This is a genomic window from Pantoea sp. FN0305, from assembly GCF_050113845.1.
Taxonomy (GTDB): Bacteria; Pseudomonadota; Gammaproteobacteria; order Enterobacterales; family Enterobacteriaceae; genus Mixta; species Mixta alhagi.
In genome coordinates, this window is sequence record NZ_JBNJSN010000002.1 from 176,809 (window position 1) to 191,507 (window position 14,699).

The window sequence follows — 14,699 nt, forward strand, 5'->3', positions numbered from 1 at the left end:
CTCTACCCGCCCAGGCTGACGCGCATGGAATTACAGCACCATACGCACAATTTCGATTTTGCCCAGCTCTTCATACAGCGTTTCAACCTGCTCAATATGCGTCGCGGTGATGGTAATCGAGACAGAGTGATAGTTGCCTTTGCTGCTGGGTTTTACATCTGGCGTATAATCGCCTGGCGCATGACGCTGCACCACTTCCACCACGTGATCAACCAGCTCCGGCTGTGCCAGTCCCATGACTTTATAGGTAAAAGAACAGGGAAATTCGAGCAGTTCGTTCAGTTTGGTTTTCATAGAGACTCCGGTGCTAAAAAAAAGACTCCCGCCGCAGCGGGAGCTTACACATAATCAGGATATAAGGGCGAACAGAGCGAATATCAACCGCCTCGCGCCTTAACCGAACCAGTGGTGGAACATCAGCTTAATATAATCCACGATGCGGCTAAAGAAACCCCCTTCCGGCACTTCATTCAGTACCACTAACGGGCGTTGCTCAATTGTTTTGCCATCCAGCTGGAAGTTAATGGTACCGACCACCTGATTTTTCTGCAGCGGCGCATGCAGTTCGGTATTGCTCAGCACGTAGCTGGCTTTCAGATCTTTCATCCGTCCGCGTGGAATGGTCAGATACATATCCTTACTGACACCAAGCTGAACGCGATCGCTGTTGCCAAACCATACTGGCTCAGAGGCGAACTCTTTTCCAGCTTTCAACGGCGCAACGGTTTCAAAGAAACGGAAGCCCCAGGTCAACAGCTTTTTACTTTCAACTTCACGGCCTTTATAAGTATGGCCGCCCAGTACCGCCGAGATCAGACGCATCTGGCCTTCAGTCGCGGACGCGACCAGGTTATAACCGGCTGCGGAGGTATGGCCCGTTTTGATGCCGTCGACGTTCAGGCTGGTATCCCACAGCAGGCCGTTACGGTTCATCTGACGAATATTGTTGAAAGTGAACTCTTTCTCTTTATAAACCGCATACTCTTCCGGCACATCACGGATCAGCGCCTGACCAATCAGCGCCATATCGCGCGCGGAACTATACTGGCCATCTGCATCCAGACCATGCACCGTCTGGAAGTGAGTGTTTTGCAAGCCCAGCGCTTTGACATAGTTGTTCATCAGGCCGACAAACGCATCCTGACTGCCTGCCACATAGTCTGCCATAGCGACGCAGGCATCATTGCCGGACTGCAGCACGATACCGCGCGTCAGCTGGGAAACCGGTACGCGATCGCCCGGCTTCAGAAACATCAGCGAAGAACCACGGAACACCGGATTTCCGGTCGCCCAGGCATCCTGGCCCACAGTAACCATATCGTCCTGATGAATTTTGCCTGCTTTCACCGCCTGGCCAATAACATAACTGGTCATCATTTTGGTCAGGCTGGCCGGGTCGCGACGCGCGTCGGCATTCTTTTCAGCAAGGACTTTCCCGGAGTTATAGTCGATCAGGATATACGCTTCTGCGTCAATCTCCGGTACGCCAGGGATCATGGTTTTAAGATTAATATCTTCAGCCAGCGCGGCCTGGCTCAGGCTCAGGGCAATCACGGTGCCCGCCGCCAGGCGCTTAAAATAGTGACAGGTTTTCAGCGTATTCATGTTAAGGACAACATCATCCGTGGAGGTTAGTGAAAAAAAGTGCCTTACTATAGCAAAAGGCGTTTTTACAGGCACCCAACTTTGCGTTGACAAAATAAACAGCCAGCCTGTTTTCTGTTGTCTTAACGCAAAGTGGCCGCCGTTGGTTTTTACATGCCGCTTTGAATCACGGTAATAAAGGATTGCTGACTGGCTTCACTAATCAGCCGCTGCTGCAGCGCCGCCGCCTGTTGACGGGAAGCAAACGGTCCCAGCTGTACGCGATAAAGTTTACCGCTGCTGGCTACCGTACCCGGTACGCCAAACTGCGATTTCAGTTTCTCCGCCCACTGTTGCGCCCGACCGGCATCGCTGAGCGCGCCAACCTGGACCACATAATTTCCCGCTGCCGCAGAGGGTGCCGCCGCCGACACGCTGCCAGCCGCAGGCGATGGCGAGGCCGCTGGCGTTTCTGGCTCGCTGCCTTCCAGTACGCCCGCATGGAGCGGCGTTGGTGCACCAAGGAAGCCGCTGCTGCGTACCGGTGCGCCGATTGAGCTATCGCTGGTGAGCGTACTGTTATCCACTGGATGTATATTTTGCGGCTGTTCAGTCGCTGCTGGCTGTCCCGCCGCAGCGGAGCCGCCCATCATCATGGTTCCGCCACCGATATCGGGAGGCGACGGTAAGGCGTAGCTCTGTTTGGCAACCACGGTGCCAATGGTGCCAGGACCGGAAAGCGAGCCGTCCGGCGCAACCTTGATGTAATCAACACGTACGCGCGTGTTATTAGATATGTTCAGTCGATCCCCGGCCGCGCGCGAAAGGTCAATAATGCGGCCTGGCGTGTAAGGGCCGCGATCGTTAACGCGCACCACCAGTTGCCTGCCGTTGGCAAGGTTGGTTACCCGCACATAGCTGGGCAGGGGCAGGGTAGGGTGAGCTGCGGTTAACCCTTCCTGATCGAAGGTTTCACCGGTAGCGGTACGCGTACCGTTGGCCTGCTCGCTATACCAGCTGGCCAGTCCGGTTTCGCTATAGTTAGAGGGATCTTTTATAATCCGCCAGGTTTTGCCATTGACGCTGTAATCCTGGCTGGTGGCCGGATTTATCGGCTCATAGCGCGGCTCGACGCCGCCGATCTCCACAACCGGGCCGTTATAAGCAGGCTGCTGCGGAGCGGGCGTCTGCTGTTCTGTGGGAGTCGTACAGGCGGCGAGCAGCAGCGAAGCTGCACCCACCCAAAGCCAATCCTTACGCATCGAGAGCCTCTTAAACGCTTTTAGACAATAATTTTCGGTGTGTGTGAATCGACATAACGATGCCAAATCCAGCCATCAGTACAATCAGCGCCGAGCCACCGTAGCTTACCAGCGGCAAAGGAACGCCAACCACCGGTAAGATACCACTAACCATGCCAATATTAACGAAAACGTAGACAAACAAAATCAGCATCAGGCCGCCAGCCATTACCCGGCCAAACGTGGTTTGAGCACGCGCAGCGATAACCAGGCCGCGCATGATCAGCATCAGATAGAGGGCCAGCAGGATCAGGACGCCTACCAGCCCCAGCTCTTCAGCCAGCACCGCAAAGATAAAGTCGGTATGACGCTCCGGCAGAAACTCCAGCTGTGACTGGGTGCCATGCAGCCAGCCTTTACCGCGCAGGCCACCAGAGCCGATAGCGATCTTCGACTGAATAATATGATAACCGGCACCTAGCGGATCGCTTTCCGGGTCGAGCAGCATCATCACGCGGTCACGCTGATAATCGTGCATCAGGAAAAACCACAGTATCGGAATAAAGGCGGCGACCAGCAGTACGGCCACGCCGATCAGCTTCCAGTTCATACCGGCTAAGAACAGCACGAACAGGCCAGAAGTGGCAACCAGAATCGAGGTGCCGAGATCGGGCTGAGCGGCTACCAACAGCGTGGGCACAAAAATCAGCACCAGCGCAATACCGGTATTCTTTAACGTCGGCGGGCAAATATCGCGGTTAATAAAACGCGCCACCATCAGCGGAACGGCGATTTTTGCGATCTCCGAAGGCTGAAAGCGAACTATGCCAAGATCCAGCCAGCGCTGCGCGCCTTTACTGATATGCCCGAAGGCATCTACCGCAATCAATAGCACCACGCAAACCAGATAAAGGTAGGGCGCCCAGCCTTCATAGACGCGCGGCGGCACCTGCGCCATCGCCACCATTACCGCCAGTCCCATAAAAATCTGGCCGATTTTACGCTCCATCATGCCGGGATCCTGACCGCTGGCGCTCCACATAACAAAGGCACTGTAGATCAGCAGGCAGGAGATAATAATCAGGAACAGGGGATCGATATGAATCTTGGTCCAGATCGATTTTTTTTGCGGATTATCGTTCATGGACATCGTTATTCACCTTCATAACCGGGCGGGGTCGGCGCGGCATCCGGCAGCACCGTATTATTATCGCCTAACATAATGTGGTCGAGGATCTGGCGCATCACCGTGCCCACAGCCGGACCTGCACCGCCATTCTCCAGGATGATGGTTACCGCTACGCGCGGCTTATCGTAAGGTGCAAACGCAGTCATTAACTTATGGTCGCGCAGCCGTTCTGCAATTTTGTGCGCATTATAGGTTTCATTCTCTTTCAGGCCGAACACCTGTGCCGTACCGGATTTTGCGGCAATTTTATAGGGCGCGTTGTCAAAACTTTTATGTGCGGTGCCGTTAGGCCGGTTAGCTACGCCGTACATGCCATCTTTTGCAATCTCCCAATAGCCGGAGTGAATATCGCCAATCGGGGCAGACGGCGGCTGACGATAAGGCACCAGCACGTTGTTTTCCCGCGTGGCGCGCAGCAAATGTGGCGTTTTGATTAAGCCGTCGTTGATTAAGATCATCAACGCTTTGTTCATCTGCAGCGGCGTTGCCGTCCAGTAGCCCTGACCGATACCCACCGGAATAGTATCACCCTGATACCACGGCTTTTTAAAGCGCTTCATTTTCCATTCGCGCGTCGGCATATTGCCGGGGTTTTCCTGCGGCAAATCGATACCGGTGCGCTGGCCGTAGCCAAATTTATTCATCCACTCTGACAGGCGATCGATACCCATATCATAGGCAACCTGATAGAAGAAGGTATCCGCTGACTCTTCAAGGGATTTGGTCACATTCAGCCGACCGTGTCCCCACTTTTTCCAGTCGCGGTAACGTTTTTCAGAGCCGGGCAGCTGCCACCAGCCAGGATCGAACAGGCTGGTGTTACGATTGATAACCCCGGCGCTTAACGCGGAGACGGCGACATAGGGCTTCACTGTTGATGCCGGCGGATACGCGGCCTGAATCGCACGGTTATAAAGCGGGCGGTTTTCATCCTGCAGCAGCGCCTTATAATCCTTGCTGGAAATGCCATCAACAAACAGGTTTGGATCGTAGCTTGGCGTGGAAACCATCGCCAGAATCTCGCCGGTACGCGGATCGCTCACCACCACCGCCGCGCGGCTGCCGACCAGCAGCGTCTCAATATATTGTTGCAGCTTAAGATCGATGGTCAGCCAGATATCACGCCCGGCCTGCGGCGACTGCTCATGTAACTGACGGATCACACGGCCACGGTTGTTGACCTCAACCTCTTCATAGCCGGTTTTACCGTGCAGCACATCTTCGTAATAGTTCTCAATGCCCAGCTTGCCGATATCGTGCGTTGCCGCATAGTTAGGCCATTTACCCTCTTTATCCAGGCGCGCTACGTCACGATCGTTAATTTTAGAGACGTAGCCCACCACATGGGTCAGCGTTTGACCGTAAGGGTAGTAGCGCCGCTGGTAACCTTTTACCTCAACGCCGGGAAAGCGATACTGGTTCACGGCGAAACGGGCAACCTGCACATCATTCAGCGCGGTTTTTAAGGGGATGGAGGTAAAGCGACGCGACCGCTTGCGCTCTTTCTCAAAATTCTCAATATCATCATCGGTGAGATCGAGCACCGGCCGCAGCGCCTGTAGCGTCTGTTTGAGGTTATCAACTTTTTCCGGCACCAGCTCCGCCTGATAAATGGTGCGGTTCAGCGCCAGCGGCGTGCCGTTGCGGTCATAGATAATGCCGCGGCTGGGCGCCACCGGCACCAGCTTGATGCGGTTTTGGTTAGAGCGGGTGCTGTAATCTTCGAAGCGTAAGATCTGCAGATGATACAGGTTGAAGACCAGAATACCGGAGAGCAATAAAATGCCGACGAACGCCAGCAGCGCCCGCCGTACAAACAGGGTTTGCTCGGCAGTATAGTCACGAAAAGCGTTACGTTGAGATTTCATCCGCTGTTTGAGATGTCCGTTTGGCCTTATCGGATTATTCACGATGATCCGGATTATTCACGATGATAAGGATGATTCGCAGTAATGCTCCATGCACGATACAGGCTTTCTGCAACCAACACGCGTACCAGCGGATGAGGCAGCGTAAGCGCTGAAAGAGACCAGCTCTGTTCCGCTGCGGCTTTGCAGGCTGGCGATAACCCTTCCGGGCCGCCAATCAGCAGGCTGACATCGCGGCCATCCTGCTTCCAGCGCTCCAGCTGTTGGGCAAGCTGTGGCGTTTCCCAGGGTTGTCCGGGAATATCCAGCGTCACAATACGGTTACCCTTGCCGACGGCAGCCAGCATCGCTTCCCCTTCTTTTTCAAGAATGCGTTTGATATCCGCGTTTTTACCGCGCTTGCCGGCAGTGACCTCGGTCAACTCCAGCGGCATATCTTTTGGAAAGCGACGCAGGTATTCCATAAAGCCGGTTTGAACCCAGTCCGGCATTTTGGTGCCTACGGCAACAAGCTGCAACTTCACGACTTAACTCCAGAGCTTTTCCAGCTCATACAGGTGACGACTCTCTTCCTGCATGACGTGAACAATAATTTCACCGAGGTCGACCACCACCCAGTCGGCAACGTTTTTCCCTTCCACGCCAAGCGGGATCAGGCCCGCAGCGCGGGACTCTTCCATAACGTGATCGGCAATAGACATCACGTGACGGGAAGAGGTGCCGGTACAAATGATCATACAATCGGTAATGCTGGATTTACCCTGCACGTTGATAGCAATAATGTCCTGACCTTTCAGATCATCAATCTTATCAATAACGAAATCTTGGAGTTCTTTACCTTGCAAAAGGTTCACCTTTTAAGCGTTTCTGTTGTCTGTCAAACGCGCTTCGCGGCGCCTGAAAAATTGAGCGGCGCAGTATAACATGCGCTTATCAAGGGCGATATAAGCCCTGATGATTGATATAGTCGATAACCGCGGGCGGAAGCAAATCTTCACAGGAGAGCCCCTGATGACGACGGCGACGAATATCGGTAGCGGAAACCGGCACCAGCGGCGTATCTGCCAGCCAGATCAGGCCGGCAGGCTGCTGATGTAAGGCTGAGGCGTCCGCTGTCTGATGCTGCTCAAGCCAATCCTGAAGCGCTGACGTTGGCATCGCGCGATCGTAACCTGGGCGCTGGCAAACCAGCAGATGACAGAGATCCATTAGCTGTTGCCAGCGATGCCATGTATGCAGGCTAAGCAGTGAGTCCTGACCAATGATAAAGGCCAGCGGCTGATGCGCCCCGCGTTCAGCGCGCAGCTGCTCCAGCGTTTCCACCGTATAGGAAGGGGTCTGACGTTCCAGCTCGCGCGTATCAAGGTTAAACAACGGACGATCGGCAATCGCCAGCCTGACCATCGCAACGCGTTGCTCGGCGCTGGCTTCAGGCTGAGGGCGATGCGGCGGGACATTATTCGGCAGCAGTGTAACCTGATGTAAACCGACCTCCTGCGCCAGTGCCTGAACGGTTTTCAGATGGCCGTAGTGGATCGGATCAAAGGTGCCGCCAAAGAGCGCATGCAGAGAAGCCATTTAAAATTCGCCTAATTCCGCAGGAAGGGCTTTATTACACAGCAGCAGCGAAAGAGTTTCTATCTCCGGCCACAGCCGCTGGCCGTAATCCTGTTTAAGAGTGATTTCCAGGCGCGTTAACAGCTGAATAGCCTGACGGATTTGCACTAACGTCAGGCGTTGCAGCGCTTCGCTGAACAGAGCGCGACGATTTTGCCATACGCGATGCTGATCGAACAGAGTTCGCAGCGGAACGTTGCTCTGCTGGCGCTGTAGCGTCAACAGCAGCAGCAATTCACGCTGCAAAGTGCGGATTAAAATCACCGGCTCGCTCTCTTCGGCGGCAAGCTGCCGAAGGATATGCAGGGCGCGTTTGCTTTTCCCCGCCAGCAATGCATCAACCCAGTGAAAAGGCGTAAAGTGCGCTGCATCGCTGACCGCCTGCTCCACACGCGGCAGCGTGAGTTTGCCGTCCGGCCAGAGCAGTGATAAACGTTCCAGAGCCTGTGCCAGCGCCAGCAGATTCCCTTCATAGCAGTAGCACAGCAGCTGACAGGCAGCTTCATCCAAATCCAGCTGCATGCTTTTGGCACGCGCGGCAACCCAGCGCGGAAGCTGGGCATGCTCAGGCGTTGCGCAGGGCACCAGCACCGCCTGGGCGCTGAGTGATTTAAACCAGGCGCTGTTTTCCTGCGCTTTGGTCAGCCTGTTGCCGATAATAATTGGCAGAATATCGTCATGCAGCAGCGTACTTAGCTTTTCCAGCTGGCTGGCCATCGCTGCGTTGGGACCGTTTTCCGGCAGCGTTAAGGTCAGCGTCTGGCGACTGGCAAACAGGCTCATCGCCTGACAGTTGCCAAATACGCTGTCCCAGTCGGTCTGGTTATCCAGCACCACGCTGAAATGTTCAATAAACCCCTGCTGCTGCGCACTGGCCTTGATGACATCATGGCTCTCCTGCAGCAGTAGCGGTTCATTGCCCATTAGCAGATAACAGGCACGCAGCCCCTCATGGAGCTGCGTGCGGAGTTGCTCAGGGTAAATCCTGATCATTGCAGGCTGGTAGCCGAAGAGGAGGAGACTTCCGGTGAATCTTCACCCGGTGCCAGCACATCTGATGACGGCAGCGTCTCTTTATCATTCAGCTGGGCGGTGTGTACTGTCAGCAGCTTACGGACCAGTTGCTCCGCGACACGCTGACGCATTTCATCACGGATGATGATTTGCTCGGCATCTTTCGCCAGCGCTGCCAGCGGGTTATCCACGAAGGAACGATAGGTCGTGGCGCTGATCGGGTAGATCCCCTTACCAGGGATAACCACCTGAGCGCTGACGGTCATTACCATGGAATATTCCGCCGTGACGCCGTTCTGGAACACCGATGCCGTATCCTGACCCTGACGTTCAGCTGCCAGGCGCAGGGTAGGCAGATCGGTACGGGTGCCCGCATTCTCTGCTTCCACAATCGTAATGTTATTCAGGCGTAGCTGCTGACGCACCGTGCGCGCTAACGGACCGTAGGGATCGCTGCTTTGCAATACCAGGGTACGCAGCTCATGCGGCACCTGAGTGGTACTACGCAGATGGAAGCCGCAGCCGGCGGTAACCAGTACCGCCAGGCCAAGTAAAAAGGTAAAAATCGGATGTCGCACAGTTCCTCCTGAACTTAACCTACCACCAGGTTAAGCAGTTTGCCCGGGACGTAAATCACTTTACGAATGGTGACGCCGTCCAGGTATTTCGCTACCAGATGCTCCTGCGCAGCCAGCGCCTGAACCTGCTCCTGAGTCGCATCCGCCGGCACGGTAATTTTACCGCGCACTTTGCCATTAACCTGTACCACTACCAGCACCGAATCTTCCACCATAGCGGCTTCATCGGCTACCGGCCACGGCGCATTGTCAATTTCACCTTCGCCACCCAGCGCCTGCCACAGCGTAAAGCTGGCGTGCGGAGTGAAAGGATAAAGCATACGCACTACGGCCAGCAGCGCTTCCTGCAGCAGAGCGCGATCCTGATCGCTTTCCTGCGGCGCGCGCGCCAGTTTGTTCATCAGTTCCATGATCGCCGCGATGGCGGTGTTGAAGGTCTGACGGCGGCCAATATCATCAGAAACTTTAGCGATGGTTTTATGCAGATCGCGACGCAGCGCTTTCTGGTCATCGTTAAGGCGGTTGATATCCAGCGCGACGGTAGCGCCTTTCTGACTGTGTTCGTAAGCCAGCTTCCATACGCGTTTCAGGAAGCGGTTAGCGCCTTCAACGCCTGATTCCTGCCACTCCAGCGTCATCTCTGCCGGTGAAGCAAACATCATAAACAGGCGAACAGTATCCGCGCCGTAGCGCTCTACCATCAGCTGCGGGTCAATACCGTTATTTTTCGATTTTGACATTTTGCTCATGCCCGCGTAGATCACTTCGCGGCCTGAGGCGTCGGTCGCCTTAACGATACGCCCTTTCTCATCGCGTTCAACGGTGACCTCTACCGGAGAAACCCAGTTACGCTCGCCGTTTTCGCCCAGATAATAGAAGGCGTCCGCTAACACCATGCCCTGGCACAGCAGGCGTTTTGCCGGCTCGTCAGAGGTGACCATGCCCGCATCACGCAGCAGCTTATGGAAGAAGCGGAAATACATCAGATGCATGATCGCGTGTTCAATGCCGCCGATATATTGATCCACCGGCAGCCAGTAGTTAGCCGCAGCAGGATCGAGCATGCCCTGATCGTAGTCGGGACAGGTGTAACGTGCGTAATACCAGGACGATTCCATAAAGGTATCGAAGGTGTCGGTTTCACGCAGCGCTGGCTGGCCGTTAACGGTGGTTTTTGCCCACTCCGGGTCTGCCTTAATCGGGCTGGTAATGCCATCCATAACCACATCTTCCGGCAGGATAACCGGCAGCTGATCTTCCGGCGTTGGCATTACCGTGCCATCTTCCAGGGTGACCATCGGGATCGGCGCGCCCCAGTAACGTTGACGAGAAACGCCCCAGTCGCGCAGACGATAGTTAACTTTACGTACGCCCACGCCTTTTTCAGCCAGACGGTCAGCGATGGCGTTGAAGCCCGCTTCATGGCTAAGACCATCAAACTCAGCAGAATTAAACAGCGCGCCTTTGTCGGTCATGGCGGCTGCACTGACGTCTGGCTCGCTGCCGTCGAGATTCAGCACCACCGGTTTAATCGGCAGGTCATATTTTGTGGCGAATTCCCAGTCGCGCTGATCGTGAGCGGGAACAGCCATTACCGCACCGGTGCCATACTCCATCAGTACGAAGTTAGCGACCCAAACCGGCACTTTTTCACCGCTCAGCGGATGAATTGCGAACAGGCCGGTCGCCATGCCTTTTTTCTCCATGGTAGCCATTTCAGCTTCCGCTACCTTGGTATTACGGCACTCGGCAATGAAATCAGCCAGCGCCGGATTATTCACCGCCGCCTGAGTGGCCAGCGGATGACCTGCGGCTACCGCCACGTAGGTTGCGCCCATAAAGGTATCGGGACGCGTGGTATAAACGGTAACTTTCTCTTCGCTGCCGTCCACATCAAAGGTGATTTCCACCCCTTCAGAACGCCCGATCCAGTTGCGCTGCATGGTTTTAACCTGTTCCGGCCAGTCTTCCAGCTTGTCCAGGTCGTTCAGCAATTCGTCGGCGTAGTCGGTGATTTTAATAAACCACTGCGGGATCTCTTTACGCTCAACTTTGGTATCGCAGCGCCAGCAGCAGCCATCAATAACCTGCTCATTCGCCAACACGGTTTGGTCGTTGGGGCACCAGTTAACCGCTGAAGTTTTTTTATAAACCAGGCCTTTTTCATACAGCCTGGTGAAGAACCACTGTTCCCAGCGATAATATTCCGGCTGACAGGTGGCCAGTTCGCGGCTCCAGTCATAGCCAAAGCCCAGCAGTTTCAGCTGGTTCTTCATGTATTCGATATTGGAATAGGTCCAGGGGGCCGGCGCGGTTTTGTTTTTTACCGCGGCGCCTTCCGCAGGCAGACCGAAAGCATCCCAGCCGATCGGCTGCAGTACGTTTTTACCCAGCATACGCTGGTAACGGGCAATCACATCGCCAATGGTGTAGTTGCGCACATGGCCCATATGAAGGCGACCAGAAGGATAGGGCAGCATTGAGAGGCAGTAATATTTCTCTTTGCCTTCTTCTTCGGTCACTTTGAAGGTCTGTTGTTGATCCCAGTATTGTTGAACATGGGATTCGATCTCTTCCGGGCGGTATTGCTCTTGCATGGCAGCCTGTGGTCCTTTATGAATAGCGCGAAGCCTGAACTGTGTAGATAAGATCCGCATAGCATAGCCGATAAGGCTTTGCTGCAACAACACCTGACGGCAACCGGCAGGCCATTTCTCTGCAAGCTGGAAGCATGGCTGCAGAATTTGCTGCGAATCGCGGCGCAGGCGGAGTAAATTCGCGAGAAGCGCTAGAATTAATGACAACCCCGCTACACAGAGTGCTGACCAACCCAACGCGCGGAGGGCGCAGGCTCGTAGTCATCAATCGCGATAACAGGAGAATATATGAATAAGGTGGCGCAGCATTATCAGCAATTGATCTCTTCGCTCAGTGAACGTTTAACGCAGGGGGAACGCGATATCGATGGAATGGTAGAGCGTGCCAGGCAGCAGCTTATAATGAACAGCGATTTGTCACGTAACGAGGTGAACGAAGTCACGCGAGCGGTCCGGCGTGACCTGGAGGAGTTTGCCCGCAGCTATCATGAAAATGAAAGCGACCCTACAGACAGCGTTTTTATGCGTGTAATCCGTGAAAGCGTATGGAAAGAGCTGGCTGATATCACCGATAAAAGCCAGCTGGAGTGGCGTGAGATTTTCCAGGATTTGAATCACCATGGCGTTTATCAGAGCGGCGAAGTAGTGGGACTGGGTAATCTGGTTTGTGAAAAGTGCCACTTTACCCGGGCGATCTATACGCCAGAGACGCTGACGCTTTGCCCTGAGTGCGGGCATGACCATTTCCAGCGCCAGCCTTTTACGCCCTGAACCTGATACTTTTGCGTAGCAGGGCAGCCAGCAGGCTGCCCTGAAGATCAATGCAGGATTTTGGCCAGAAAGTCTTTAGCGCGATCGGAGCGCGGATCGGCAAAAAAGGCCTCTTTCTGAGTGTCCTCAATAATTTTGCCCTCATCCATAAAGATGACCCGGTGCGCCACTTTACGGGCGAAGCCCATTTCATGGGTCACCACCATCATCGTCATGCCTTCATGGGCCAGCTCCACCATCACATCCAGCACTTCGTTAATCATTTCAGGATCGAGCGCCGAGGTGGGCTCGTCAAACAGCATGGCGACCGGATCCATACAGAGCGCGCGCGCAATGGCTACGCGCTGCTGCTGCCCGCCGGAGAGCTGAGCCGGAAATTTATTGGCGTGCGCGGAGAGCCCTACGCGCGCCAGCAGTTTCTGGCCTTTGTCGCGCGCCTCATCTTTGTTGCGCTTCAGTACTTTAATCTGCGCCAGCGTCAGATTTTCTATAATGCTGAGGTGAGGGAAGAGCTCAAAGTGCTGGAATACCATCCCGACTTTAGCGCGCAGCTGGGCCAGATTAGTTTTTTTATTGTTCAGCTGGATGCCATTGACCTCAATGGTGCCCTGCTGAATGGGTTCCAGCCCGTTTACGGTTTTGATCAGCGTCGATTTGCCGGAGCCGGAAGGGCCGCACACTACCACCACTTCACCTTTATTAACCTGGGTTGAACAATCGGTCAGCACCTGAAAGTGACCATACCACTTCGAAACGTTTTTCAGGGTAATCATTTAAACCGTCCTTTTTCTTTTTAGATAGCTGACCAGCATTGACGCGCTAATACTGATAACGAAATAAACCAGACCGGCAAACAGGATCATCTCTACCTGAGTGCCGTCACGCTCGCCAATCGACGTGGCGGTGCGGAAAAAGTCAGCCAGACTTAACACATAAACCAGCGAGGTGTCCTGAAACAGCACAATGCCCTGCGTCAGCAGCAGCGGCACCATGGCACGAAACGCCTGCGGCAGAATAATCAGCCGCATGGTCTGAAGCGGCGTCATGCCGAGCGCCAGCCCGGCACTGGACTGACCACGAGAAATACTTTGAATACCGGCGCGGATGATTTCTGAATAGTAGGCTGCTTCAAACAGCGAAAAGGCCACCATAGCTGAAATCAGGCGAATATCGGTTTTGGGCGAGAGTCCCAGCACCTGCTGTAAAAAGCTGGGCACCACCAGATAAAACCACAGCAGCACCATGACCAGCGGCACGGAGCGGAACAGGTTCACATACAGGTTGGCAAACCAGCTGATTGGCTTAAACGTAGAGAGGCGCATTACCGCCAGCAGAGTGCCCCAGAGAATGCCAAATACCACTGCCGTCACGGTGATTTTCAGGGTAATGACCAGGCCGTTAATCAGGTAAGGCAGGCTGGGGATAATCGAAGTCCAGTCAAATTCGTACATCATTTACTCCCCATATTGCCGGGCAAACGCACCTTGCGCTCTACAAGGCCCATTAACAGCATGATCACCAGATTAATGCCGATGTAGGCGAGCGTGATGGCGGTAAAGGATTCATAGGCGTGGGCGGAATAGTCCAGCAGCTTGCCCGCCTGCGCGGCCATATCCACCAGGCCAATAGTGGAGGCGATAGCGGAGTTTTTTACCAGGTTCAGCATTTCCGAGGTCATCGGCGGTACGATCACGCGATAGGCGTTAGGCAGCAGCACATAACGATAGGTTTGCGGCAGCGTTAACCCCATTGCCAGGCCAGCGCTCTGTTGTCCACGCGGCAGCGACTGAATCGCTGCGCGCACCTGTTCACAAACGCGTGCGGCGGTAAAAAGCCCAAGACAAATGGTTGAGGAGAGGAAAAACTGCAGGTTAGGATCGAGTTCGGCCTTAAACCACATCCCCAAATCTTCACCCACCAGTTCCGGCGCTACCAGATACCAAAAAAAGAACTGAACGATTAAAGGAATATTACGGAACAGCTCAACATAGCAGGTGCCAATTGCTGACAGCAGGCGGCTGGGGGCCGTACGCAAAATGCCAAAAAAAGAGCCAACGAAAAAGGCGATAATCCAGGCGCATAACGAAACGGTAACCGTGGTTTGCAACCCTGACCACAGCCAGCCGAGATAGGTGGTGTTTCCAAACGGGGCCTGTTCAAAGAAAATGCCCCAGTTCCAGTCAATACCCATAACAAACTCCGGTAAAAAAGGGTAGCTAAGCTACCCTGAAGATTGATGA

The 14,699-nt window shown here is 54.4% G+C and carries 15 protein-coding genes; 1 reads left to right on the plus strand and 14 read right to left on the minus strand.

Annotation, left to right across the window (positions count from 1 at the left end):
- Positions 1-30: 30 nt before the first annotated feature.
- The 11 genes from ybeD to leuS form a co-directional block, all read right to left on the minus strand.
- Positions 31-294 (minus strand): DUF493 family protein YbeD, encoded by a 264-nt coding sequence (gene ybeD / locus ACQE3Y_RS04885; RefSeq protein ID WP_085067636.1) that lies wholly within the window; start codon positions 292-294, stop codon positions 31-33.
- Positions 295-393: 99 nt separating this feature from the next.
- Entirely contained in the window at positions 394-1,605 is a 1,212-nt protein-coding gene (gene dacA / locus ACQE3Y_RS04890) for a D-alanyl-D-alanine carboxypeptidase DacA (RefSeq protein ID WP_426974085.1), read from the minus strand.
- Positions 1,606-1,754: 149 nt separating this feature from the next.
- On the minus strand, positions 1,755-2,846 hold the full coding sequence (gene rlpA, locus ACQE3Y_RS04895) for an endolytic peptidoglycan transglycosylase RlpA (protein ID WP_426980995.1): 1,092 nt from the start codon (positions 2,844-2,846) through the stop codon (positions 1,755-1,757).
- Positions 2,847-2,856: 10 nt separating this feature from the next.
- Positions 2,857-3,969, minus strand: a complete 1,113-nt coding sequence (gene mrdB, locus ACQE3Y_RS04900) for a peptidoglycan glycosyltransferase MrdB (RefSeq protein ID WP_250652683.1) — start codon at positions 3,967-3,969, stop codon at positions 2,857-2,859.
- An 8-nt stretch (positions 3,970-3,977) separates the two neighbouring features.
- Positions 3,978-5,882 (minus strand): peptidoglycan DD-transpeptidase MrdA, encoded by a 1,905-nt coding sequence (gene mrdA / locus ACQE3Y_RS04905; RefSeq protein ID WP_426980996.1) that lies wholly within the window; start codon positions 5,880-5,882, stop codon positions 3,978-3,980.
- A 53-nt stretch (positions 5,883-5,935) separates the two neighbouring features.
- Entirely contained in the window at positions 5,936-6,406 is a 471-nt protein-coding gene (gene rlmH / locus ACQE3Y_RS04910; RefSeq protein ID WP_085067632.1) for a 23S rRNA (pseudouridine(1915)-N(3))-methyltransferase RlmH, read from the minus strand.
- Between the two features lie 3 nt (positions 6,407-6,409).
- On the minus strand, positions 6,410-6,727 hold the full coding sequence (rsfS, locus tag ACQE3Y_RS04915) for a ribosome silencing factor (RefSeq protein WP_085067631.1): 318 nt from the start codon (positions 6,725-6,727) through the stop codon (positions 6,410-6,412).
- An 88-nt stretch (positions 6,728-6,815) separates the two neighbouring features.
- Complete coding sequence (gene nadD / locus ACQE3Y_RS04920; protein WP_426980997.1) at positions 6,816-7,460, minus strand: nicotinate-nucleotide adenylyltransferase; 645 nt, start codon at positions 7,458-7,460, stop codon at positions 6,816-6,818.
- A complete protein-coding gene (gene holA, locus ACQE3Y_RS04925) occupies positions 7,461-8,492 on the minus strand; it encodes a DNA polymerase III subunit delta (RefSeq protein ID WP_426980998.1) in 1,032 nt (343 codons plus the stop codon).
- The gene (gene lptE / locus ACQE3Y_RS04930; RefSeq protein ID WP_250652102.1) at positions 8,489-9,091 is read right to left on the minus strand and encodes an LPS assembly lipoprotein LptE; all 603 of its coding nucleotides are present in this window, start codon (positions 9,089-9,091) and stop codon (positions 8,489-8,491) included. The genes holA and lptE overlap by 4 nt, the downstream gene beginning before the upstream one ends.
- Before the next feature lie 14 nt (positions 9,092-9,105).
- Positions 9,106-11,688, minus strand: a complete 2,583-nt coding sequence (leuS, locus tag ACQE3Y_RS04935) for a leucine--tRNA ligase (RefSeq protein WP_426980999.1) — start codon at positions 11,686-11,688, stop codon at positions 9,106-9,108.
- 288 nt (positions 11,689-11,976) lie between these two features.
- Between leuS and ACQE3Y_RS04940 the strand changes: the two genes are divergently transcribed.
- Entirely contained in the window at positions 11,977-12,459 is a 483-nt protein-coding gene (locus ACQE3Y_RS04940) for a zinc ribbon-containing protein (protein WP_250652103.1), read from the plus strand.
- A gap of 47 nt (positions 12,460-12,506) precedes the next feature.
- Here the strand turns inward: ACQE3Y_RS04940 and ACQE3Y_RS04945 are convergent, their stop codons facing one another.
- From ACQE3Y_RS04945 to ACQE3Y_RS04955, 3 genes are read right to left on the minus strand one after another with little or no spacing between them, the layout of a single operon-like run.
- The gene (locus tag ACQE3Y_RS04945) at positions 12,507-13,232 is read right to left on the minus strand and encodes an amino acid ABC transporter ATP-binding protein (RefSeq protein ID WP_426974091.1); all 726 of its coding nucleotides are present in this window, start codon (positions 13,230-13,232) and stop codon (positions 12,507-12,509) included.
- Positions 13,233-13,910, minus strand: coding sequence for a glutamate/aspartate ABC transporter permease GltK (gltK, locus tag ACQE3Y_RS04950; protein ID WP_250652684.1), 678 nt, complete (start codon positions 13,908-13,910; stop codon positions 13,233-13,235).
- Positions 13,910-14,650 carry an amino acid ABC transporter permease gene (locus ACQE3Y_RS04955; RefSeq protein WP_250652105.1) on the minus strand — a complete coding sequence of 247 codons (741 nt, stop codon included), beginning with the start codon at positions 14,648-14,650 and terminating at the stop codon, positions 13,910-13,912. The genes gltK and ACQE3Y_RS04955 overlap by 1 nt, the downstream gene beginning before the upstream one ends.
- Between the last annotated feature and the right edge of the window lie 49 nt (positions 14,651-14,699).

Coding starts and splice junctions, on each gene's coding strand:
- leuS (WP_426980999.1), bottom strand. CDS start 11,688: ATGCAAGAGCAATACCGCCCGGAAGAGATCGAATCCCATGTTCAACAA.
- gltK (WP_250652684.1), bottom strand. CDS start 13,910: ATGTACGAATTTGACTGGACTTCGATTATCCCCAGCCTGCCTTACCTG.
- nadD (WP_426980997.1), bottom strand. CDS start 7,460: ATGGCTTCTCTGCATGCGCTCTTTGGCGGCACCTTTGATCCGATCCAC.
- holA (WP_426980998.1), bottom strand. CDS start 8,492: ATGATCAGGATTTACCCTGAGCAACTCCGCACGCAGCTCCATGAGGGG.
- ybeD (WP_085067636.1), bottom strand. CDS start 294: ATGAAAACCAAACTGAACGAACTGCTCGAATTTCCCTGTTCTTTTACC.
- mrdA (WP_426980996.1), bottom strand. CDS start 5,882: ATGAAATCTCAACGTAACGCTTTTCGTGACTATACTGCCGAGCAAACC.
- rlpA (WP_426980995.1), bottom strand. CDS start 2,846: ATGCGTAAGGATTGGCTTTGGGTGGGTGCAGCTTCGCTGCTGCTCGCC.
- ACQE3Y_RS04955 (WP_250652105.1), bottom strand. CDS start 14,650: ATGGGTATTGACTGGAACTGGGGCATTTTCTTTGAACAGGCCCCGTTT.
- mrdB (WP_250652683.1), bottom strand. CDS start 3,969: ATGAACGATAATCCGCAAAAAAAATCGATCTGGACCAAGATTCATATC.
- ACQE3Y_RS04945 (WP_426974091.1), bottom strand. CDS start 13,232: ATGATTACCCTGAAAAACGTTTCGAAGTGGTATGGTCACTTTCAGGTG.
- ACQE3Y_RS04940 (WP_250652103.1), top strand. CDS start 11,977: ATGAATAAGGTGGCGCAGCATTATCAGCAATTGATCTCTTCGCTCAGT.
- dacA (WP_426974085.1), bottom strand. CDS start 1,605: ATGAATACGCTGAAAACCTGTCACTATTTTAAGCGCCTGGCGGCGGGC.